Source organism: Segatella oris (assembly GCF_900637655.1).
Taxonomy (GTDB): domain Bacteria; phylum Bacteroidota; class Bacteroidia; order Bacteroidales; family Bacteroidaceae; genus Prevotella; species Prevotella oris.
In genome coordinates this window covers 2,844,991-2,869,958 of sequence record NZ_LR134384.1, presented here as the reverse complement: position 1 = coordinate 2,869,958, position 24,968 = coordinate 2,844,991, and the positions used below count along the sequence as shown (strand labels likewise).

Annotated in this window: 16 protein-coding genes; 13 read left to right on the top strand and 3 right to left on the bottom strand. The window is 44.9% G+C overall.

The genetic code is table 11. The features are described from left to right. Positions 1–111: 111 nt before the first annotated feature. The 4 genes from EL210_RS12080 (at position 112) to EL210_RS12065 (ending at position 5,633) form a co-directional block, all read left to right on the top strand. Positions 112–3,051: a M16 family metallopeptidase gene (locus EL210_RS12080; RefSeq protein WP_232000353.1), complete on the top strand. Its 2,940-nt coding sequence runs from the start codon at positions 112–114 to the stop codon at positions 3,049–3,051. 2 nt (positions 3,052–3,053) lie between these two features. Next, on the top strand, positions 3,054–4,112 hold the full coding sequence (locus EL210_RS12075) for a winged helix DNA-binding domain-containing protein (protein ID WP_018920519.1): 1,059 nt from the start codon (positions 3,054–3,056) through the stop codon (positions 4,110–4,112). A gap of 73 nt (positions 4,113–4,185) precedes the next feature. Next, positions 4,186–4,713 carry a nitroreductase family protein gene (locus tag EL210_RS12070; protein ID WP_018920518.1) on the top strand — a complete coding sequence of 176 codons (528 nt, stop codon included), beginning with the start codon at positions 4,186–4,188 and terminating at the stop codon, positions 4,711–4,713. A gap of 347 nt (positions 4,714–5,060) precedes the next feature. Next, positions 5,061–5,633, top strand: coding sequence for a hypothetical protein (locus EL210_RS12065; RefSeq protein ID WP_018920517.1), 573 nt, complete (start codon positions 5,061–5,063; stop codon positions 5,631–5,633). Between the two features lie 14 nt (positions 5,634–5,647). Here EL210_RS12065 and EL210_RS12060 read toward each other — a convergent pair whose 3' ends face one another. After that, complete coding sequence (locus tag EL210_RS12060) at positions 5,648–7,711, bottom strand: HD family phosphohydrolase (protein WP_018920516.1); 2,064 nt, start codon at positions 7,709–7,711, stop codon at positions 5,648–5,650. 96 nt (positions 7,712–7,807) lie between these two features. Between EL210_RS12060 and gltX the strand changes: the two genes are divergently transcribed. Genes gltX through EL210_RS12045 form a run of 3 tightly spaced genes read left to right on the top strand, consistent with a single transcriptional unit; the run spans position 7,808 to position 11,381 of the window. Beyond that, a complete protein-coding gene (gltX, locus tag EL210_RS12055; RefSeq protein ID WP_004373989.1) occupies positions 7,808–9,325 on the top strand; it encodes a glutamate--tRNA ligase in 1,518 nt (505 codons plus the stop codon). A 39-nt stretch (positions 9,326–9,364) separates the two neighbouring features. Then, positions 9,365–10,588, top strand: a complete 1,224-nt coding sequence (locus EL210_RS12050; RefSeq protein WP_025879704.1) for a 3-deoxy-D-manno-octulosonic acid transferase — start codon at positions 9,365–9,367, stop codon at positions 10,586–10,588. A 52-nt stretch (positions 10,589–10,640) separates the two neighbouring features. Beyond that, positions 10,641–11,381, top strand: a complete 741-nt coding sequence (locus EL210_RS12045; protein WP_025879703.1) for a hypothetical protein — start codon at positions 10,641–10,643, stop codon at positions 11,379–11,381. A gap of 71 nt (positions 11,382–11,452) precedes the next feature. Here EL210_RS12045 and EL210_RS12040 read toward each other — a convergent pair whose 3' ends face one another. Then, entirely contained in the window at positions 11,453–12,025 is a 573-nt protein-coding gene (locus tag EL210_RS12040) for a hypothetical protein (RefSeq protein ID WP_018920513.1), read from the bottom strand. A gap of 678 nt (positions 12,026–12,703) precedes the next feature. On the opposite strand from EL210_RS12040, the gene EL210_RS12035 reads away from it, so the two are divergent. Beyond that, positions 12,704–14,245, top strand: a complete 1,542-nt coding sequence (locus EL210_RS12035) for an OmpP1/FadL family transporter (protein ID WP_018920512.1) — start codon at positions 12,704–12,706, stop codon at positions 14,243–14,245. Positions 14,246–14,393: 148 nt separating this feature from the next. Here EL210_RS12035 and priA read toward each other — a convergent pair whose 3' ends face one another. Continuing rightward, the gene (priA, locus tag EL210_RS12030; protein ID WP_018920511.1) at positions 14,394–16,664 is read right to left on the bottom strand and encodes a replication restart helicase PriA; all 2,271 of its coding nucleotides are present in this window, start codon (positions 16,662–16,664) and stop codon (positions 14,394–14,396) included. A 629-nt stretch (positions 16,665–17,293) separates the two neighbouring features. Between priA and EL210_RS12025 the strand changes: the two genes are divergently transcribed. From EL210_RS12025 to EL210_RS12005, 5 genes are all read left to right on the top strand, one after another. Continuing rightward, a complete protein-coding gene (locus EL210_RS12025; protein WP_051078672.1) occupies positions 17,294–18,793 on the top strand; it encodes a phosphatase PAP2 family protein in 1,500 nt (499 codons plus the stop codon). 553 nt (positions 18,794–19,346) lie between these two features. Beyond that, a complete protein-coding gene (locus tag EL210_RS12020) occupies positions 19,347–20,774 on the top strand; it encodes a tetratricopeptide repeat protein (RefSeq protein WP_025879702.1) in 1,428 nt (475 codons plus the stop codon). 25 nt (positions 20,775–20,799) lie between these two features. Beyond that, entirely contained in the window at positions 20,800–21,957 is a 1,158-nt protein-coding gene (locus tag EL210_RS12015; RefSeq protein WP_018920508.1) for a DUF3575 domain-containing protein, read from the top strand. A 17-nt stretch (positions 21,958–21,974) separates the two neighbouring features. After that, on the top strand, positions 21,975–22,532 hold the full coding sequence (locus tag EL210_RS12010) for a DUF3575 domain-containing protein (protein ID WP_018920507.1): 558 nt from the start codon (positions 21,975–21,977) through the stop codon (positions 22,530–22,532). A 22-nt stretch (positions 22,533–22,554) separates the two neighbouring features. Beyond that, positions 22,555–24,963: an OmpA family protein gene (locus EL210_RS12005; protein WP_018920506.1), complete on the top strand. Its 2,409-nt coding sequence runs from the start codon at positions 22,555–22,557 to the stop codon at positions 24,961–24,963. Positions 24,964–24,968: the final 5 nt, after the last annotated feature.

Below are 24,968 nucleotides of genomic sequence, written 5' to 3'. Positions count from 1 at the left end.
TGATTTTCTTTTTCTTCCCCAAACGTTCTTTCGCTTTTTTAACCCTCAGACATGTTGCACTTCATGGCAAAACATTGTATCTTTGTCATGGAAAATCAAAATCATCTGCACATGGAAATCAGACAAAAGCATAGAAACAACCCTATGAAACCCTATTTTATATTCTTTTCGGGAATGACAAGGAGCATCGTCACTTTACTTTTTTTACTGGCACTTTTGCCTGCATCTGCCCAGCGCGTTGCCATTCATCAGCTCCGCAATGGCATGACCGTGTGGCTCAATCCTGACTCCACGGAGTCGAAATTCATCGGGTATGTGGTCGTGAAAGCAGGGGCACGCGACTGCCCAAACACTGGAATTGCCCACTATTTCGAACACATCATGTTCAAGGGGACCCAGCAAATCGGCACCACAGACTATGCCCATGAAAAGCCATTGCTCGATGAAATCAGTAGGCAGTACAATCTTCTCTCGCAGACCACTGACCCCAAACAGCGCACAACCATACAGCTGCAAATCAACAAGCTCAACCAACAGGCTGCCCGCTATGCCATTCCCAACGAGTTTTCAAAACTGCTGACCCGCTATGGCGGCACAGGCATCAATGCCTACACCGACCTCGATGAAACCGTGTATCACAGTGAGTGTGCTCCACAATACATTGCACAATGGTGCCAACTGAACAGCGACCGCTTCATCAACCCTGTCTTCCGCCTCTTTCAGGGCGAACTCGAAACCGTCTATGAAGAGAAAAACCGCGCTGAAGACAACTTCGGCATGCAACTCATGGAGCATCTCCAAGAAATGGTGTTCAAGGGCAGCAACTATGAATATCCAGTGATTGGAAGCACTGAAAACCTGAAAAATCCACGGCTTTCTGACATGGAGGCATTTTATCAGAAATATTATGTGGCCAACAACATGGCCCTGATTCTCTGTGGAAACTTCAAGGAAAAAGACATCATTCCCCTATTGGAAAAAACCTTCGGGCGCATCCGAAGCGGAGAAACTCCTATGCGCGAACCTATCAACTTGACTGATTTCAACCCCAATCGGACACTGAAAATCAAGATACCTTTTCCTCTGATCAAGGCTTCAGCCCTCGTGTTCCGCGGGCCAACCCCACGTGACCGTGACTACACCGCCATGCAGATTGCCATGCATCTGTTGTCGAACAGCAATAACAGCGGACTCATTGACTCGCTTTCAAGTCATCATCATGTGATGTACAGCATGGCTGCAGGTGCCGACATGTTCATGACACGCGAGGTAGGTCTGTTAGGAGTGGCTGCCGTTCCCAACCTCCCCTTCGGTTCGAAACGCAAGGCAGAACACCTTTTGTGGCAACAGATCAATAAACTCAAGAGCGGAGAATTCTCTGCAGAAAGCCTTGAAGCGGCCAAGACCGAATATCTTAAACAAGAGAAACTAAAGCTGGAAAACATCAACAGCCGCATCTCACTGATGGCCGGCTGCTATGCAAGGGGCATAGACTGGAACGACTACATCCGACAGATTTCAACGCTTCCGCAGCTGCAGAAAGCCGACATCATGGCAGCCTGTCAGCACTATTTCGGCAACCACTACCTGCTTTTTCACAAGAAATTCGGCAAATATAAAAAGGATAAAATCAGCAAACCACCCTATGCTCCGGTGCAGACGGACAACCAGAACCGCCAGTCTGATTATGCCGTTCAATTGGCCAAGACAGCTACGCCCACCCTTACTCCGCAGTTTATCGCGCTCGGCAAGGAGGTCACGACACGGCATCTCGGACCACAAGCCGACCTATATACGACCGCCAATCCACAGAATGACATCTTCCGATTGACGCTTAGCTGGCACCAGATACAGGCGAAGAAGCCTATCCACACCATGTCGGATTTGTTTGATTATTTAGGCACATCAACCCTCAGCAAGCAGGCTTTTGCCAAACAGCTGCAGGCACTTGGCACCACGCTCAATGGCAATTATGCGCTCGGAGGCATGAGCATTCAACTCTCAGGTTTCGATAACAACCTCGCACCTTCAATCCGTTTGCTCACCGATCTGCTTCAACATCCGAAGACTGACAAGAAGTTTATCGCTACCATGAAGAAGGATGCACGCCTTGGCGACAAGTTCTTCGGCAAGGATATGGAGGCTATTCACGAGGCCGTGTTGGACAAAATAGCTATGGGCGACAAGGCTTTTGAACTGCAGAACATGCCGACAAGCGAACTGAAAAGACTGCAAGTGGCCGACATCGAAGGCCTCTTCAAGGCTGCACAGACAGGGAAGCTGACCGTCAGCTACAGCGGGAACATCGCTGCCGACAGCCTTGCCAACCTGCTGAAACCTGTCACCGAAGGCGAAAACCGACAGGACTACAAGGGCTATGACTACGAAGTAAAACGCCCTGAAAAGCCCACTATCTACCTTTATGACAAGGCAGATGCACGGCAGGCTATCGTGGGCACTTACACCGTTCTGCCCCCTCTCGACACCGAAGAAAAGGATGCTCTGTTCACCATCTGGCGAAACTATTTCAGCAACGGCAGCCTCAACAGCGTGCTTTTCCGTGAGTTGCGCGATCTCCGTTCCTTGGTCTACACCTGCGGAGGCAGGACTTATCAACAGTGGTTCAAAGCCAAGAAGAACCGTCCCATCGGTTACTTCACCACGGCAGGAACACAGACCGACAAGGCTTTGACCACCCTCTCGCTCATCGACAGCCTGCTGACCGACATGCCCATTGACGCACACGATCTGCAGAATGCACGGCAATCGGCTATGAACAACATCAACAATTCGCGGCCCACTTTCCGCAGTCAACCGGGCTATATGGCAGAAGCCGTGCTCAAAGGCTACACCGAAGATCCCAACAAGGCACGCGCAGCAGCCATCAGCCAAACGACCAATGAGCAGGTCATAGCCTACTATCAGCAGCATATCCAGCATGCTCCCCGCTCCTATTTCGTCATCGGCAACCTCAAAGCTATCGACCGAAAGGCCCTCGAACGCTATGGAAAGGTCGTAGTGGAATTTAAGAAAGACGACATTCACAGATAAGAATGCAAATACATCAAATCCGACTTCGCAACCAACAACTGGTGGACCAACGCTTTCAAAAGCCCGAAAACGTTGTGGAATGGCTGGGAGCTGTTCAGGCACAACAGCTTGAAATGGCTAAACTGGCCATTGCCCTACGCACGAAGAACGGCACACTCGACCAAGTAAACAAAGCCATAGACCAAGGTAAAATCGTGCGCACTCATGTGCTTCGACCCACATGGCATATCGTCAGCGCACATGACATCAGGTGGATGCTCCAGCTTTCCTACCGCAAACTTAAACAGGCATACCGCACATTGGAAAAGGCATCCAGACTGATATCTGAAGGACAAACATGGACAAAACACCTCGACAAGCTTGCCCAACTGCTGTACGGTCAACACCTGACACGACCGCAAATCACGGATTATTTCAAGCAGGAGTTGGACAATCTCCACCCGCATTTCATAACAACCCTCCTGCAAGAAGCCGAGATTGAAGGGATTGTCTGCAGCGGGAAACAGCAGAACGGGCAGCACACCTACACGCTAATGGACGACTGGGTACCCCAACAGGCGTTGCCTTCTCATGAAGAAGCACTAGTACTGTTGGCTCGAAAATACTTTCAAAGTCATGGTCCGGCACGCTTCAATGACTTCTTGTGGTGGTCGGGATTGACGATAACAGAGGCACGAAAGGCTATCCACCTTGCAGGCAATGAACTGCAAAGACAAACGCTACCCAACGACGAATTCTATATGACAGCGCATGAAACCGATAGGAAAGTCACCAATAAGCAGCTGCTTCTGCTGCCTTCTTACGATGAATATATCATTGCCTATAACAACCGCAACGATGTGATTCTACCCGAAGATGCGCCAAAAGCCTTTACCAAAAATGGCATATTCTTTCCCCTCATCCTTGAAAACGGCAGAGCCATCGGCAATTGGAAACTTGAAAACAAAAGGACTATCTCACCCATATGCACCTTTTTCAACATGGAACAACAACCCGATTTCAATCGTCTTTCACAGGCCATTGCTCAGTTTCAGCAACACTTTACAACCAGCAAACTTTAAGACAAGGAGCATGCCTTCGGGCTGATTACGGAATGAAATCTCACAAACAATACAACAACATAAAATCAACAACATGATAGAAAACGAAGTTATCAAAGCTATTCGCGAGCGCAGAAGCATCCGCCGCTTCACAAATGAACAGATTACCGACGAAGAACTGCAGACCATTCTCGAAGCAGGAACGTGGGCAGCAACAGGAAAAGGGCTGCAAGATCCATGGATTGTAGCCGTGCAGAACGAGCATCAATGCCGGCAACTGCGCGAAATGAATGCAGCAATAATGGGCGTAACGTCCGACCCCTACTATGGTGCGCCCACCCTTATCTTTGTCTTTGCCTCACAGGATTGGTTCAACAACACGCGCGACGGCAGCTTAGTGCTCGGCAACATGATGCTTGCAGCCCATGCCATTGGCCTTGGCAGCTGCTGGATTAACCGTGAGGAACAGATGTTTGCAACCGCTGAAGGCAGGCAACTCATGCACGAATGGGGACTCCCCGAGGGGCTGATGGGCATCGGTGCACTGTCTGTAGGCTATCCTGCTTCATGTCCGAAAACCGTGAAAGCAAGGAAGAAAGACTATTATCGCGTGATTAAATAAAGCACGACGCGTAATTCATAATGCATCATGAGGACGTGAAAAGTATAAGCTAAAGAAGCATTGTGCATGTGAAGACCAGTGCTTAGACGGATCGTCGAAACAGGAAAAGCAGCATGACTGAATACTGCATGCAACACAGGGACAGACAAAGCAAAAGACAATCTTGTGCCCGTCAGTTTCTCATTTGCGTCAGATCACCGCGCAATCTGCATCAAGTCATCGTGCAATCTGCGTCAGATTACATCGCAATCTGCGTCAAGTCACAGGCTCATTTGACGCTGATTGCAAAGCGCTTTAATAGGGATTGATAATGAAGTCATTCAGAGGCATGATTTGATGCCGCTTGAATGAAGAAAAGACACATTGTCCGCAGTCGTCAAACCTCATTGGAGTTGCAAAGTCTGCAGGGCTGCGAAATGAACGAATGGACCTTTGGACACAACGGAAAAGAGCGTATGAAAAAACTGATGATGAGACTTCTCAAATGCGTATTGGGTACGTTTGTACTCCTCGTTTTTTACTTTGCGCTCAGCAATATATGGAAAGGCGAGGACTGGATAGGCACTTATTATGGCATCAAACTGAACTCACAATACACCCTGTGGACGACAGATCCGCAGGGCAGTCATTATAGTATTCAAGACAATAAAGCCTTTGAGGAAATGCCTTCAGAGGTAGACTCCGTGCAGGTGGCAGGCAACTACGTGCTCGGACATAGCAAGAAAGGTTACTTTCTGATAGACATGAAGACGCAAAAATTAGTCTACTATGCCGCAAAGCCCATGATAAAGCCCTGGAACGACACGGTGAGGCTGATGTCTCCCCACACCTATTATCAGCAACATAACCGCCATATAGACATCATCTGCATGTTGCTGTTCCTCTTTTCTGCAGTGCTTCTATGTTGGCGGATATGGTGACCAGAGGTTTTTCTTCAAGACTTTGAAGCACCTTTCAGCTCGGGATATTGAATTCGTGTGTGATAAATGGCCATCAGGCGGGCAATGATAAGCTGCTTGGCCAAAGAGATATCGCGGAACGTGATAGGACATTCGGTGAAGAAACCATCGGCCACCTGCCCGTCGATGAGCTTATTGACAAGCTGGCTGATGCTCTCCTCGGTATATTCATTCAGTGAGCGAGAGGCCGCTTCAACCGTGTCGGCCATCATCAGAATGGCCTGTTCGCGCGTGAAAGGATTAGGCCCGGGATAGGTGAACTTCTCCATGTCAATATCCTCATCGGGGTGTTCGTTCTTATATTTGATATAGAAATATTTGGTGACTCCACGCCCGTGATGCGTCAGAATGAAGTCCTTGATGATGGTTGGCAGGTTGTATTTCTCTGCCATTTTCACGCCTTCAGTCACATGACTGATGATAATCTTCGCACTATCCTCATAACTCATGTGGTCATGAGGGTTCACTCCGGCTTGATTTTCGGTGAAGAATACAGGGTTGGTCATCTTACCTATGTCGTGATAAAGGGCGCCCGTACGCACCAACAAGCTGTTGGCACCGATGCGGTTGGCTATCTCTGAAGCTAAGTTTCCAACGGTGATAGAGTGTTGGAAGGTGCCCGGAGCAATCTCACTCAAGTCGCGCAGCAGACCTCTGTTGGTATTTGACAGTTCGATGAGCGTCACATTGGAGACGAAACCAAAGGCCTTTTCGATGAGATACATCAGCGGATAAGACAACAACAGCAACACACCATTGACCAGGAAGTACACATACATGTCGCGATCCAATTTCAGAAGGTCATTGCTTTGAAGCAGTTGGAGCGAGATATAGACAAGAATGCTGCCCACAGTGACCAACAGACTCGTCTTGAATACCTGTGCACGACTGGAGAGTTCGCGCAGAGAGTAGATAGCAATCAAGCCGGAAACGAGCTGAATGATGATGAATTCATACTGATATCTGACTGTTGCAGCACAGATAAGTATCATCACTGCATGGGTGATAAAGGCCGTGCGGGAATCCATAAACACACGCACGAAGATAGGAACCAGCGTGAACGGGAGCACATAGACACTGAAAATGCTGTGGCTCATCATGAGAGAAACCAATATTGGGAAGATGAACACCATGGCATAGAGCATCAGGATGCTGCGCGGTTTGAGGAAATAGTCATCGCGGAAAAGTGCCAGATAAATCGTGAACAGCGTCACGAGAATGGTTACAAAGAGTATCTGTCCGATGAGTGTATTCGTGATTTCAGCCTCTGTTGCATTACGTCTTTGCATCTCACGCTCAAAGGAACTCAGCACACGATAAGTATAATCATTGACGATTTCGCCACGGTCAATCACCTTCTGACCGCTCATCACCATGCCACTGGCAAGCGGGATACTTCCTAAGAGATCGGATTTTTCGGCATCACAACGCTTCTTGTCGTAGCTGAGGTTAGGTGCAATATAGTCTGTCAGATTGCAGCGTTGCAGAATGGAACGATAGGGGACGAGTGCCGGATCAAGGAGAATTGTCTCATAGGCCGACATCGTTGAATAGAGCATGTTGACTTTCGTGCTCTTTGCTTCCTTGCCACTCACCACGCGAATCATATTGCTTGAGTCGGCCATCAAATCGTTATATTCGGGCGTAGACATGATACCCGTGCGATAAAGCTGATGCAAACGCTCGGCAATCCGGTGCACACTGCCCGACGGCATGCCTTCAATGCCGACACTGAAATCATGATAAAACTGCTTGATTTCGCTCTTTTCGAGCTTGGCATCATAGTTATAATAAGGCTGAAACGACTTGAGTGCCGAGTCTTGTTCAGCCTTCACAGCTTCATCCGTCTTATAGACAGGGAAGTCAAACTTAGCAATAAACGAGCCATACATCCATGGTTTTCCAATGTCATAACGTAGCTGCACACCCCTGTTTCGCGGCATGAAAAACACGATAAGAGCCACCGTGACCAAGATTAATGTAAAGCGTATAGCCACGTTACGCCAGTAGATACTTTTGTATCTCTCAAAGAATGCCATACTGTTTGATTTATTGTTTACTACGCGAAAATACTAAAAAAATATTCAAAACTGAAAAAAATATATTAATTTTGCACGAAAATATTGTCTCAAGATATGTCAGAAAGAAAAGTAAGAGTGCGCTTTGCACCCAGTCCTACAGGTCCCTTGCATATCGGCGGTGTACGAACTGCCCTGTATAATTACCTTTTTGCACGCCAGCATGGAGGCGAATTGGTATTCAGAATAGAAGATACCGACTCTCATCGCTTTGTTCCCGGTGCCGAAGAATATATCATAGAGTCATTCCGTTGGCTTGGAATAAAGTTTGATGAAGGTGTCAGTTTCGGTGGAAGTCATGGCCCTTACCGTCAGAGTGAACGTCGTGAAATCTACAAAAAGTATGTAGGACAGCTTCTTGATGCAGGCAAAGCTTACATTGCTTTCGATACTCCCGAGGAATTGGAAGCCAAGCGTAACGAAATCAAGAACTTCCAATATGATGCTCATACGCGTCTTCAAATGCGTAATTCACTGACCCTTTCCAAGGCAGAAGTGGATCAGTTGATTGCTGACGGCACACAATATACCGTGCGTTTCAAGATTGAACCGGGCGTAGAAGTGCATGTCAACGACATGATTCGCGGTGAGGTTATCGTCAAGAGTGACATTCTCGACGACAAAGTTCTCTACAAGAGTGCCGATGAATTGCCTACCTATCACTTGGCAAACATCGTAGATGACCACCTCATGGAAATCACTCACGTCATCAGAGGCGAGGAATGGCTGCCCAGTGCACCCCTTCATGTGTTGCTGTATCAGGCATTCGGCTGGACGGATACTATGCCAAAGTTTGCCCATCTGCCCCTGTTGCTCAAACCGGAAGGCAAAGGAAAGCTGAGCAAACGCGACGGAGACCGACTCGGTTTCCCTGTTTTCCCATTGGAATGGCATGATCCAAAGACCGGAGAAATATCGTCGGGATACCGTGAAAGCGGTTATTTCCCCGAGGCAGTAGTCAATTTCTTGGCCCTATTGGGCTGGAACCCAGGCACTGACCAAGAACTTTTCACCCTCGAAGAACTCGTGAAAGCCTTCGACATCAGCAAGTGTTCACTTCACGGAGCGAAGTTCGACTTTCAGAAAGGAATATGGTTCAACCACGAATATATCCTCAAGAAGAGCGATGACGAGATTGCAGCGCTCTTCGCACCTATCGTGGCCAACAACGGCGTTGACGAGCCCATGGAGCGTATCACGCAGGTAGTTCATATGATGAAAGACCGCGTCAACTTCGTGAAAGAACTCTGGGAACTTTGCGCTTTCTTCTTCATTGCACCGTCAGAATATGACGAAAAGACTGTGAAGAAACGCTGGAAGGAATATTCTGCACAGCAGATGACTGAATTGGCAGACGTGCTTGAAGGCATCGAAGACTTCACTGTAGAAGGTCAAGAGCATGTAGTGATGAACTGGGTAGAACAGAAAGGCTATAAACTCGGTGATGTAATGAACGCATTCCGATTGACTTTGGTGGGCATAGGCAAAGGACCGGGCATGTTTGACATCTCTGCTTTCTTAGGCAAGGAAGAGACTTTGAAGCGCATGCGCAAAGCCATTGAAGTGTTGAAATAAGCGCGTTACAGCAACGACAGACAAAACCTACAGAACATCGTGTACAATATCGTAATCTATCTATACTTGATTGGAGTGGCCATTGCAAGCCTCTTCAACAAGAAAGTCAAGAAGATGTGGGCCGGAGAACGGCAGGCTGTCAAGGTCTTGAAAGAGAAAGTAGACCCTGAAGCCCGCTATATCTGGTTTCATGCCGCCTCTTTAGGTGAGTTTGAACAAGGTCGTCCGCTGATTGAACACTTGCGGGAAACACATCCGGAGTATAAGATACTGCTCACTTTCTTTTCGCCTTCGGGCTATGAGGTGCGTAAAAACTACGAGGGAGCTGACATCATTTGTTATCTTCCTTTAGACACTATACGCAATGCACGCCGTTTCCTTCGCGCGGTAAAACCCGTGATGGCTTTCTTCATCAAATATGAATTCTGGTACAACTACCTCCATATTCTGCAGCATCGTGGTGTTCCCACCTACAGCGTAAGCAGCATTTTCCGTCCCGATCAGATATTTTTCCAATGGTATGGCAGGCAGTATGGACGCGTATTGAAATGCTTCACACATTTCTTTGTGCAGAACATGGAGAGCAAAGCACTGTTGGCTAAGTTGGGAATTACCGATGTTGATGTTGTCGGAGACACGCGTTTCGACCGCGTTCTTCAAATCAAGGAGGCCAGCAAACAGCTGCCGATAGTAGAACAGTTCACAGCCCATGCACAGAAAGTCTTTGTGGCAGGTTCGTCATGGTTACCCGATGAAGAGATTTTCATTAAATACTTTGACATTCATAAGGATTGGAAACTCATCATTGCCCCACACGTTATCAGCGATGAACACCTTTCACAAATCTTCGAATTATTGAAAGGGAGGCGTGTCGTTCGCTACACTGAGGCCACAGAAGATAATGTGAAAGATGCTGAAGTACTGATTATCGACTGCTTCGGACTGCTCTCTTCAATCTATCATTACGGTACAGTTTCCTATGTGGGTGGCGGCTTCGGTGTCGGCATTCATAATGTGTTGGAGGCTGCCGTATGGGATATTCCTGTCGTTTTCGGGCCAAACAACAAGCATTTCCAAGAGGCTCAAGGCCTGATGTTGGTTCAGGGAGGCTTTGAAATCAACGATTATCAGAGTTTCCGTGACCTCATGATGCGCTTTGAAACCGATGCCTCTTTCCTGCAGAATGCGGGAGAAAATGCAGGAGCTTTCGTGAAAAGCAGAGCCGGAGCAACGGCAAAGGTCATGGAAAACGTGTCACTTTAAGACACAGAAGGGCATCCATGGTGACTCTATCACCTCCTATAAAACATAGCCGATGAACCTTAAAAGCAGTTTTTGCATCCTTGTTTTCACCCTCAGTCTTTGCACTTTGGCATGCAGTTCCACTGATATTCAACCCCAAGAAATCAGCAAACAGGAGTTTGATAAGGCCTTCAAGCAGTATCAAACCTATAATCTCATCGCTGACACCAACGCTGTTGACAGCGCAACACGTGTCCGAATGACGCATGAAATCAAGCAACTTTATGGCAAATGGAAGGAGCATATCAATATCTTTCAAGTGGGGAAAATCCATGAAACAAAGGAGTATATGGCGATTGTCGTGGGTGTAACCGGTGAGTTTTTCATCAATCTCTTCGACAAAAGCGTGCAACTTATCCCCGTTGACAGTGCCTCTTACAATCGTCTTCCCATGGAATATCACGCCTATTCCAAAGCGGGTCTATGGGCAGGAGAAGACTGGTGGGAAGATGCCGGAGAGCCTCCGTTGAATATACTTGTACGGAAACACGAGACAGGCAAACTGAAAACCATTTGTACTGTCAAGGATTCAACACTCTGTTTTCCTCATGCCTGGGAAGCAAAAAGCATTGAAGCGTTGCGACGTTTCATCTTCTGGGGCGCCGATAATACGCTCTATCTGATGTGCTACCGATATAATAAAGCGGAGAAACAGCAACGCCAATCAACCCCAAAAGACAGTCTTCGTCCTTATGTTTACATGAAAATAAAGGTAAACGAAAATACACATGCGTCTGCATCTTACCCTAAATAAGTCGGCAAAATACAGACGCACGAAATGAAATCTATAGGGTTACAGCCACAGAATACGCAGCAAGCAGCCCTCTACTTGCTTGGCAATGAATTGGCTTCTGCCTGCCATTTCTTCAGTTCTTTATCCGTCATGCGGCACATATAAGTGAAAAGTGTTCTGAGAGAACCATCAGACTGCACGAAAGGTGACTCGTAATAACAGAGTTGCCGGCTGTTCAACCAATCACAAGAGAGCAGCGGTTGCATTTCTCCCTCTCTGTAAACTTCAAACCTTTTGCCGTCAGCCGACAGTCGGGTTGTATAGGCTTTCGTCACTTTTCGGGGGCTTCCACCCAATGCGTCGCTATAGAAATAGGTCGTAACAGAGTCAGCCGTGAAGTAAAGGTCATGGGGACTGATGCCTATCATATCTTTATAAAAATTGCGATTTGTGATTTTCCCGTTCTCCACAGCATAGCTGACAACATGTTTCCAGCCATGACCTACGATGAGTTTCTGCCAGAGAGCATCATTCACTTGATAGATAGGAGGCTCTATATATGTAATGGAAGCGTTCTCATCATCATCATTTGAACAGGCCGTCAGACTTGTTCCTGCCAACAGGAGCACAAGGCTCCACACTATAAATCTTTTTGTTTTCTTCATGTTATTCTATCATTTTGTTCACAAATATAATGTAAAAAACGATTAATCTTGCCTCGCCATCGAAGTTTTTTTTGAGTTCATTCAAAAAATAATGCAAGGGAGTTCATACATCATAGGGAAACTAACAAGCAGGCTTTACCCGTAAACAGAGTTGTGGTTTTGCAGTTTATCCGCCACTCATTAAAATGATATGAAATCATATCGGCAAATGCCTTAAAACTCGTTCTCTATCCAAACGCTTTGTAACTTGCATCAAATGAGCTTGTAACTTGACGCAGATTATCGTGCAACTTGACGCAGATTGCACGCTAACTTGACGCAGATTGCACGCTAACTTGACGCAGATTGCACGATGATATGACGCAGGTTGCAGAACCATGAAAAGCTAATGAGAAAACAGAATGAGGCAACCCCTTTTCCCATATCAATTCTTTCAGCTGCCTTAAAAGCGCAATTCTATCCCCCGATCCATTCATATTTCCACACAGAAACAGCCCAACAATGTCTCTACAAACTGCACAAATCACTTCAAAATGCGCAGTTTTTATGCACAAAAAGCAAAAAGTGTGCATAAAACTCGCCTTTTAATGTTAACACAAATTAAAAACTTTAGCGTTTTTGTAGACTTTTAGAACAATCTAAATACCTTTGCGACGAATTTCATTAAGATTTTTAAAGATGAATAAATTAAAATTTGCTTTCATTGCAATTGCAATCTCAGCGTCACAGACAATGTGGGCAGGTGGCCTACTGACGAACACCAACCAGAATGTAGCCTTCAACAGAATGCTGAGCCGCGAGGCTTCTATTGGCATTGATGGTGTCTATTCAAACCCTGCAGGTGTGGCTTTCATGAGCGATGGTCTGCACCTCTCCTTGAACTGGCAACTCGTGTTCCAGAGCCGCATTATCAACAACGAATTCCCGCTTTTTAAGCTCAATCAGAACAACAATTCAACCGAACGCAAATTCCGTGGTACGGCTTTTGCGCCTGTACTTCCCTCCATTCAGGCAGCCTACAACTGGAAGAAGTTCTCTTTCCAAGCGATGTTTGGCGTGACCGGTGGCGGTGGTAAATGTACTTTCGACAATGGACTTGGCTCGTTTGAAAAGATTGTCGGCGAGACGGCTGCAGGTGTAAACAAGCTGGCACAGACATTAGATAAGGTAACGGGAAACCGCTTGGGACTAAGCAGTGACCAACAGTTTGGCAAGCAAGGCACCTACAGTTACGAGAGCTATATGCGTGGCCGTCAATATTATTATAGCCTATCTTTGGGTGCAGCTTATCGTGTAACTTCTCAGCTTAGTGCCTATGCCGGTGTGCGCGGTGTATATGCCATGAGTAATTATTATGGCTATGTCCGCAACATCAAAGTGGGCAATGTACCTCTCTATACAATGCTTGATGCAACCAAACCAAACTCTTCAGACATCGAATTGAACTGTGACCAGACGGGCGTGGGCTTTACACCTATTCTTGGTATTGACTTCAAAACAGGACGTTGGAACTTTGCTGCGAAGTATGAATTCAAGACGCGTATGCGCCTGAAGAACGAGTCGGTAAACCAGCTCCCAAGTATCGGTAATCTGCCACAAACCTTGGCTGTCAAGTTTGTTAAAGCCGGCATGACACCTGAACAGGCTAAAGCGGTGCTCACGAATAAAGCAGTTACAGATGCCATGAAAGCCATTAAGGATGAGTTCGACAAGAAGATTGGAGAGGCAACTGGTGAATATGCCGACGGCAAGACTGTTGCCAACGACATCCCTGCCTATCTTGCTATAGGTGCAGGTTATAATCCAATTGATCCTTTGCGCATCAATGTGGGGTTCCACTACTTCTTCGATAAGCAGGCAACAACCTATCAACACCGCGAAGATAAACTGAAACGAGGTACAATCGAATGGAATGCAGGCGTGGAATTTGATGCTACCAAGAAGTTTACTCTAAGTGCAGGATGGCAGAACACAAGCTATGGTCTGACCAAGGAATACATGGATGACAAGTCGTTCGTGGCCAATTCAAACTCTGTGGGTATAGGTGCCTGCATACATCTGAGCAAGAAAATCGATCTCAACGTGGCCTACTTCCACACCTTCTACTCTACTTTCAACGGTGACAAGACCGAGAATGTGGGCGGAAACGAACTGCCTTATAAAGCTCGTTTCACCCGTAACAACAGCGTGTTCGGTGCAGGTGTAGACATCAACTTCTAAGAGGCGCTCCAAATCTTTGCCTTATAAGACACGAAGAAATAAATCTATACTATAAATAAAAAAGGTGTCGCTCATACTATATTTTACGTCATGAGCGACACCACTTTTTATGTATTATCATTTCTTCGACGGCAAAACAGCCTGTCTTCTACATCGGATCAACATCATAATAAATGTGCAGGGCAGCATAACGTTTGTCCTGCATCATTTGTTTCTGTACGTAGCGCAGCACCTCACGCACGCGTTTCAGGTCGATACCATGCTCAAGTTTGATGACAATCTTTCGGATATGCATGGTCTTCACGCGTGCTATGGCAGGCTTGTCTGGCCCAAGAATGCGGTCAGAAAAATACTGGCGAAGACGACTCCCCATTTCCAATGCGGCTGTTTCTACCACTTCATTCTTGGTATGTTTCAGGTAGACATAGACCAAATGATAGAAAGGTGGATAGTGAAAGAGCGAGCGTTCATCCAGCAGATCTGTACAAAAAGACTTGAAATCATGGCGTACAACCTGCCCTATAACCGGCAGATCGGCACTCTTTGTCTGAAGAATGACAAGCCCTTGCCTGCCCTTTCGCCCCGCACGTCCACTCACCTGGCTCATCATCATGAAGGCATGTTCATAGGCACGAAAGTCGGGATAGTTGAGCATGGCATCGGCATCGAGGATGCCAACAACGCTGACTTTGTCGAAATCGAGGCCCTTACTGATCATCTGTGTGCCGATAAGAATGTTGGTACGACCGGCAGAAAAGTCGTCAATAATGCGCTCGTAAGCATTCCGGGTGTGCGTAGTGTCGAGATCCATGCGGGCTACCCGTGCTTCGGGAAACAGTTCGCGCACTTGGTCTTCCACCTTTTCCGTGCCATATCCGCGGCTGACGAGCTTCTCACTTCCACACTGCGGGCACTTCACGGGCACGCTGTACGTAAAGCCACAATAATGACATGAGAGTTGGTTGAGGTTCTTATGATAAGTCAGTGTGACGTCGCAATTTGCACATTTCGGCACCCAACCACACTCCTTGCACTCTATTCTCGGAGCGAAACCACGGCGGTTCTGAAACAGAATCACCTGCCTGTCATCATGCAACGCCTGCCTGACAGCCTCTAACAGTCGCGGAGAGAAAGGGCCTGTCATCATCTTTCTGCGCTGCAAATCCTTGGTATCTACAACTTCAATCTGCGGCAACTGAATTCCTTTGAAACGTGTAGTAAGCGTCACAAGTCCATATTTTCCTTGCTGTGCATTATAGTAACTTTCAAGTGAAGGTGTGGCAGTTCCCAACAGCGTCTTGGCCTGATACATGGATGCCAGCACGATAGCAGCGCTCCTTGCATGATAGCGGGGAGCAGGGTCTTGCTGCTTGAAACTCGTTTCATGTTCCTCATCAACGATGACAAGTCCAAGCTTCTGAAAGGGCAGAAAGACGGCACTGCGCGCGCCAAGAATAACCTCATAGGGAGCATTGGAAAGCTGCTTGTTCCACATTTCCACACGCTCGGAATCGCTATATTTGGAATGATAAATGCCCAATCGATTGCCAAACACTTTTTTCAGGCGGCTTGTAATCTGTACGGTCAAGGCGATTTCGGGCAAGAGATAAAGCACCTGATCGCCCCGATCGAGTGCCTGTTGGATGAGATGGATATAGATTTCGGTCTTCCCGCTTGACGTTACACCCTGCAAGAGCACAACTTTCTTCGTGGCAAACAGCTCATTAACAGCCTCAAAAGCTGTGAACTGGGCCGTGCTCAGAGGCTTCATGCACTCCGGATGTGCCGTTTCAGAGGTGTTCAGTCGGCCCACTTCTTTCTGATAAAGGGTAAGAATGTTGCGGTCAACCAAGGCTTTGACGGTAGCAAGCGAGGTGTTGGTAGCGTTCATCAGCTCTTCACGTGTAATTTCGGTCAGCGTTTCCTGCGGTGTCGTTCCATTCAGCGTGTCCCAATGCGACAGCGAAAGAAAGCCCACAAAAGCCTTGAGTTGTTTGGTGGCACGTGTCAACATGTTCATGGCCACATGCAGAGTTTGTTCACTGCGAAAGGCTTCTGAGAGCGTAATATAAGTCTCTTTCTTCGGTCGGTAGCCCTCTTCGGCCTTCAAACCGGAAGGCAAAGCTGCCTTATAGATATCGCCAAGCGGTGAAAGATAGTAGTCGGAAATCCATTGCCAGAGTCTTATTTGCTGATGAAGTAATATCGGTTGTCGGTCAATGACTTCGATGATAGGCTTCACTTCAAACTCCGGCTTCTCGTCGACGACGTGCATCACGATGCCGATATACTTCTTCGACTTGCCCAACGGCACGAGCACGCGACATCCTACCTGCGCTTTTGCCGCTTGATTATCGGCAACTGCGTAGGTGAAAAGCCCGTCTAAAGGCAATGGAAGAACGACCTCTACATATTTCATGCAGTTGCAAAGATAAATAAAATAATGGGAATTCCGACAAAATGCAGGGGGAAAAGGAGGCTCAAAACATTGCTGACGTGCGGTCAACTCACTTCAAGCTTCATGCAAAAAACAGGTTGAAGATTATCAGGAGAACACGCATTGAAAGTTGGCTCGCAACATCCTGTTTTCCCACAAACAAGACTTGAATTCCCCGTTTACAGAAAACCACACTGCAACTTGCGTCACTTTACGCTGTAATCTCTATCATTTTACCACGCAATATGACGCAGATTGCACGGTCATTCCAGTCACTTTACAACGCAATATGACGCAGATTGCAAAGTAAAGCAGGGCATGATATTTCTGTTAATATCAGCAACATCTTTATCAACTGTCCTTTCTTGAAGATAGATTAGGATAAACTTTCGGCCATATAGCTTTCACTTTTCAATCGTTTTATATATCTTTGCCACAGAAATAAAGTCCGACAACTGTAAATGCATCACGCTAATTCAATCATAAAACACAAGAACTGCCGCGCGTTAGTAAGTTTCATGTTTCTTTTCACAGCTGCAAATTGCTTGGCAACCACATCTCTGACAGACTCTTTAGGCCGTATCACTGAGGAAACAAGCCTTACTGACAGCATGGGAAATGCAGTTCATCATAACACGCAGGAATACAGATACAGGGTCAACGCTTCTATGTCGTTGGCAGGGCTGCCATGGATTGTGGCAGGAATTGCACTAAGAAGTGAGAAAAGAAATATCAGGGAAGTACGCAATAAATTCCAACTGAATTTCCACCAATCTGCAGATAACTATATACAATATGCTCCACTATTGCTGACCACAGGACTGAAAGTTGCGGGAGTGGAGGGGCGAAGCAGTCTCAAACGCTATGCTGTCAGCAGTGCAGCTTCATTGATTATCATGGCTACTTTAGTAGAAACCATGAAATATTCTGTCAGAGAACTTCGTCCGGATGGTTCGACAAACAACTCCTTCCCCTCCGGTCATACGGCCACAGCCTTTAGTGCTGCCACAATACTCCATAAAGAATATGGCATGACTCGAAGCCCATGGTACAGCATTGCAGGCTATATGCTTGCTACGGCAACAGGCTGTATGCGCGTACTTAACAACAGACATTGGGCAAGCGACACGTTTGCCGGTGCGGGTATTGGTATTCTGTCTACAGAAATGGGCTATACTTTGGGGGATTTACTTTTCAAGAACAAAGGTTTGTTACGCCATGACAGGGATGACGAACTTGACCTTTATAAGTATCCAAGTTTCTTCAATGTGCAAATGGGTATCGGCCTAAGTGAGCGTCATCTTGATTTCATGGAGCATCTTCCCGGACTGAACGAATATTATCATGGGCAAAAGAAACGAAAGATTAAACTTTCACGTGGCATTGCCGTTGGCGTCGAGAGTGCCTATTTCCTAAATCGGTATATTGGCTTGGGTGGACGTCTGATGATTACATCACGTAATGTCAAAGGATATGATAAGGATGCACTGCATCCTATTGGAATTCTGAACCAGCTCGCTTCTGTAAATGCCGGATTTCTTGACAGCTACACACTGACCGTTGAATCTAACCACATGGCAGAGTTCAACTGGAGCGGTGGAGTGTACTTCAATTTCCCTATCAGCAAAAGGTTTGCATTAGGTTCAAAACTCCTTGTGGGCAGAAGCTATTTAGACGGCATTGCTGTCACTGCTGAAGTTAAAGGACATCAGCGAGACATTGCATTTGAATATGATCCGCAACATGGTAAGACCGTGCCGACACTCGAAATAAAAGGGAACGGAAAAGATAACGGGAAGCCCTACTACAGCAAGTGGAATTTCTTTCAAGTGGGTGGAGATAATGCAACGATTATAGGAACAGGACTTTCTGCCACCTTTGCTTGTAAATCGAGAATGGCATGGAAAGTCTTTCTTGATTACAATTTTGTGCGTCGCACCTACAGGTCAACCTATGCTCCCACTCTTTTCCTTAAAGATGCCGGCCGCTCTATAACTCTCAACGGACAAACAATCAATAACATCAGTGACTATATTGCCCCTTACGTTGCCTCACAAAAGAAAAGCGTCTCCCAACCCATTCTTGGCGCTGCATTCTCTTTCTGCTTCTGAATGCTATGGTCTATCTATATCAGGCATAAGGTAAATATAGTAAATTTGTATTAGGAATAAAGAATAACATGAGTCAACTCTTATTAGGGATAAAACTATAAAAGGTCAACTAAAATCAGGCAATCACAAAGGCGTGATTAACAGAAAGACCTTACTACGAATATATACGTTTTTACTTTCTATAAATACCTCTTATATTTTTAAAATATCCCAATTAGAGATAGGTGTTAGAATAAGCTAAGTAGTTTATTTTGCTTATAATTAATCAATAAGAATATACAACCATTACGCCTTATTTGTATACTTTTATACCAGGATAAGACGTAAATTATGGATGGATTTGCATTTTTAGAAAATGTGAAAATGGAATAAGCACTCTATTCTGAAAAAGGAGATGTGATTAAATATAATGTTAATAAATGATAAATTAATAAAGCTTCTTTATGTGTATTCATTTTCTTGCAAGAAAAAATGTTAACTTTGCGCAGATTTATAAAGATTAGAGATATAGGACTTATTTTATCGTGTTGCGTAACACCGTCAATATTATATTATGTGTAAATTTAAATTATTAGGTTTTATTCTTTGGGTAGCAATTTCGTCTTCTTTCGCTCAAAATCCAATGCAAAAAGGAAATATTGAAGAAATGGTAAAACTGATTAAGACGAATACAGACTTGGCTCAATCGTATGCAGAAAGTGCAATCAAATTGGATAAGGGAAATACAGACATGATTGCAGCTATCGGTTCAGCCTATTTGCAGGCAGGAAAAATTGATGAAGCAGAAATGTATTTCAACAAAGCTCAGCGATGTTACAAGATTACTCCCAAGGCTATCAATTTGGGAGGCGATATTGCAAGAGCGAAAGGTTGGGTGGATTCTGCGAAATATTATTATAATCGTGCGATATATTTCGACCGTCATGACCCAGAAGCATATTTTAAGTATGCCGACTTAGTGAAATTCACAGACATGCCTGAGGCCATGCGCCGGTTGAATCTTATAAAGGAGTTGCGTCCTGATATTTCTATAGATGGGCGGGTCGCAGAGTTGTATTATGGTGCCCAGAAATATGATGCAGCAATTGCTTCATACGAAAAGCAGGGATTGGCAAAGATGACCGAGAATGAACTTGTGCACTATGCACAGTCTATTCTTCTTTCTGGGAATAACAAAAAAGCCTTGAGTATTGCGACGAAAGGTAATAGTATCTATCCTCATAATACAGATTTATTAAGAGTGATGCTCTATTGTAACACTGATTTGGAACATTTCAATGCAGCATTGGAGAATGCCAAGGAATTGGTGGATATGAATAAAGATTCGGCCAAGATACGTTATACCGATTACCTTTATTATGGCTATGTGCTCAATGGATTAGACCGTACGTCAGAAGCGATTCAGAAGTTTGAGCAAGCTCGTGCGTTAGCAAAGGATGTGCCTGGAATAAATAAGGATATTGCCAATGCCTATTCAAAAATAGGTGACTATGATAATGCAATTAAATACACACGCGAGAACTTGGCAAAAATAACGGACTCCACTTACGACCGCTCACGTGATTTATTCCAGTTGGGATTGCTCTATTGGCGTAAAGCTACAAGTAATCAGACGAACGGCCAGATGAGTGAAAAGAGTATGGAAGCACTTAAACAAGCAGAGAAAGTGTTTGCTGAAATCTCTATGTTACGCCCAGATAGCTATGTGGGTTTTTATTGGAGAGCAAAAGCCAATGCATTGATGGATCCGAAGAATGAGCGTGGACTTGCGAAACCTTATTATTTGCAGGCAGCTGAACTTCTTGAACGTGATGGTGGTGACAAGGATTATATGATAGAATGCTATAAGCAACTGTCCTATTATTATTATACAAAGAAAGTAATGCCACAGGCTGTCAGCTATGCAGAAAAGATTATAAAGCTTGAGCCTGATGACAGCTATGCGAAGCAGTTGCTTGAGATGTTGAGTACGAAAAAGTAAAGTGAAAACGATTTTATAAATAGTTATGAATCATTCTAAAGTATGTAGATGGGCTTTCTGTCTGCTGTTCGTGCAGTTGTTTTTTGTTGCACCTACAGATGCACAGCAGCTGTACTACAACAAGGTAGACACCCTGACGCTTGGACAGAGGTTCAACATTAGAACCAATACCGTGGATTGGCTTGCCATGACTCCTAATGTAGGAGCAGAATTTACGTTAGGCAACAAGAACTGGAGTAAATGGACAATTGGCTTGCAGGGCCGTCTTAATTGGAAGGAGCAGTCGAAAGAGACTCCTTATCATGTTTATGACCTGTATGATGGCAGGTTGCAGTTGAGGAAATACTGGCATGGGAAGAAACCTAAAGATGTATTTTATTGGGGTGTCTATGTTGGTGCAAATGCTTTCGATATTAAGTTGAAAGCGACGGGGCGTAGGGGTAGTTCGTTTTTTGGCGGACTCTCCTTTGGTTATGTTCGTCAGCTCTATGCTTATATGAATGGCAGTTGTCTGGATCTTGATTTGGGTGTGAATGCCGGACTCGTATTTGCAAAATATAAGGAGTATGAACGTGTACGCAACGGTAACCGTTATGAATATACAACGACAAAACCTGAGGATGGTTATAAACTTACATTCTCTCCGTTAGTTTATGCAGCTTCGACAGATGTTCTGCGGGCATCACTGATTTATCATTTCGGGCCGAAAGTGGCTAACAAATACAAGAAACGTATTCTGGTTGACAATGACTATCGTATAGCATTGGCTACAGCTAAACTTCGAGGTGACAGTATCAATGAGGCCAATAAGGTTGCTGACAAGATGCGTCGTGACTCATTGGAGAAGGTTAACTATGAAAAACGTTTTGAGCAGCAGCGTATGGAAAACGAGAAACGCTATATGGAAGACTCTTTGAAAGCTGTCCGTACAGCTGGAGAACAAGGAGGACAAACACTGAAAGTGGATAGTAAACCTGAACAAAAGACGGTGAAGACGGCTGATTCTATAGTTAGCGTAAATATGCTTAAGTTGGTGAAAGAACCAATGATAAACAGGAGAAAACAGATGGCTATGTTACGATTACAGGAAAACAGTCTGTATAAAGGAGTTACATTAGTAACTTTTAGTGATTTGTTATTGCCAAAACAACAGCGATATGGAAAAGGAACTAAATATGCATAACTAAGGCTATATTAGAAATGAAAAAGATATTTTTGATTTTTATCATGGCTTTGGGAACAGTAGTTTCCCATGCACAGAAACTGAGTGTCAACACAGACTTAATGATGTTGGCAACACAAACCTATAATCTTGGTGCCGAGATGACAATTGGCAACCGCTCTACATTAGGTCTGACTGTCTTTGGTAATCACAATCCTTATATCCACGATAATATGAAAGTGGTAGGTGTACAACCTGAGTATAGATATTATTTTGGGGGCCGTCCACTTTATCATCACTTTGTTGGAGCCGGGCTTTTGATTGCTGATTACAAAGTAACACATAAGGGTGTATGCTATGATGGTTATGCCTTAGGTGCAGGGATTACTTTCGGTTATGTCTTTGCTTTGTCAGATAAGTTGGCAATTGATGCCCACGCTGGTGTGGGACTTGTTGGGACAAGTCATGCCAAGACGCGTACTGATGGACAGTTAATTGAGCTCAATGATGGTTCAGGTCTTACAAAAGATGGTTTTAAGTCGTTGCATATCTTGCCTACAAAGATAGGAGTTACCCTTTCTTATACGATATGGTAAAAATATAATTATTTGAAAAAAGATGAAAGAGTATATCAAATACATATATCTACTGTTGTTTGTTTCCCTGTTTGCTGCTGAGGTGCATGCACAGGTAATACATATCACAGGCGATGTCTCGAAGACGGTGCGCACTTTAGAAGGTAAGGGAAAAGGTAAGGAAGCTTTGTCTGTTCCGGTTTATGTTTTCGACAATAAAAAGGATGCACGTACTCAGGCTAATCTTTTTCGTACGAAAGGAAGTGAGTTAGGAAGTGTTGTTAAAATCAAGAGTAGCGATGTTGTTACGCCTGATTATGATGGTCATTTTGAAGCGGATGTGTCTGCAACAGGCGCATTACTGGTGATAAATGGAAATCAAGTGAAATTGATTGAAATTAAAGGAACACAGCTGAATTACGATATTGTTTTTGCTGCTGGCGCCGATGATGCTATTCTGTTGCAAGGTACAAGTGTCTATGCCAAACGCAAAGGTGTGGATTTTGTGGAGCAACCTCCATTGGATGATGGACCTAACTTGCATTGGAAAGTGACCATAGGCTTACCTGAAGATTATGCAACAAAGCATTCACGTCTTATTTTTCAACCTGTTGCCTTGGATGTTGAAACTAAGGATACCGTGCAACATTTGGAACCAATAGTTTTGGAAGGCTTCCAATATCATTCCAATCAAATTCGTCGTAAGAGTTATGATTACAATAGGAATGACTCCCTTCACCCTTATTATAAGGTTGCCCCAGCTTTGAGTTCACATCCTGTGAAGGCGAATTGGGAAGTTACTTACCCGAAGCCTGATCCTGACAAGGCATATAAGTGGTTTGGGACATTGAGCCTTGAAGATTACACACATGTTTATTACCGGGACTTCAAAGAGGGTACAGCGAATAGTCGTAAGCCTTGGAAGATGCTCGATCTTTCTACAGCCAAGGTTGATATGGATCTTGGACCACGTTTCTTCGAACAGGTAAGGGCACGTCTTTTGGAAGTTCCAAGAGAGTTGCAATTGTACTTTATTGTGGCCAAAGACGAGCTTACTCCTGATACAACCAATCAGCAAACACTTGATATGCTGGTGCGTGAGCTTCGTTCTTATGGGCGTTCGCTTGTCAGTTTTACCATTCAGGGTGGTGCTTCTCCAGAAGGTGGCTACCAGTTCAATAAAAGTCTGGCTGCAAGGCGTGCTCGCAAGATTTTGAATATTGTTGGCTCCCAGATTAATAGTGCGAATTTAGTTATTAAGGATCCTCGTGTATTTACTTGGGATGATGTGGCAGATTCATTGATAGCACATGGTCAAAGAAGTGAAGCAGAGGAACTGAGAGGGTATGGGAAGACTGGCAATAAAGCAGCTCTGAGGCGTATGATGGATAGTAATCCACTTGTGGTGCGTATCATGGAGAACCAGCGTAAGATTAGAAGTACATATACCATTCGTAGGAATAAGATCCTTGATCCGGTTGAGACGGTTTGGACTTATTATAATGACCCGCGTTATGCAGAAAACGGGCCAGAGGTATTCTCCAATGGAGACTATTACAATTTGCTGAAACAAATTAAGGATTCTGCAGAAGTAAGGAAACTCGTATTCAGGGCTTATCGTCAGAATATGGTTCGTAAGACGGCAAAGTATAGTCCGTTTGCTGCTTACATTGCTAACCGTGTCGCTTGTTATATGCTTGATCAAGACTCTATAGATCTTAGCATATTGGCTCCGTTTATAGATATGCAAGCTGGTGTTGAGGTCTCACGTCCAATTGCTTTCGATAATTCTTATACATATACAGTCAATTACAAAGAAATTGTTGCTAATCAAGCATTGATGTATCTGTATAAGCGTAAGTTGGGAGAGGCTGCTTTCCTCGCAAACAAACTGCCTGATACAGGTAAGTTCCATGAACTGAAAATGATGATTGACTTGCAGACTTTGTTCTTCAAACAGAATAAAACTGCAGATGAGGAAATGCGTGCAAAAAAGGCTCTTCAATATGTCATGCAGACGAATCCCGTTAATCGTGCAGTCCTGAGCACTGAACTCGCACCGGAACTTGGTTATACCTATAAACAAGTTGAACCGTTGGTAGACTCTTTGCCCGACAATTTAGCTAAGAAGTGGTATCTCAAAGGCATCATTGCAGCAAACGATCCTGATATGGAGAATGCTACTTTGGCAGACCTTGTCAATAAATATGGTGCAGATGTTGCCTTGAAACTTCAGGCAATAGATTGTCCGGACTTTTTGGCTTACTTCCAGCATAGCTTTGACATGAATGCTTCATACAAGAAATATTATGCAACGGAGGCAAATGTAAATGATGATTTGCGAAAGCGTTATCCATATAAAGAGGCAGATATTCCTGTCTACAGAAAACGCTTCAAGTATATTACGAAATCTATAAATGATGATGAAAAACAGGCTGAGGAGGCCGAATAAATAGA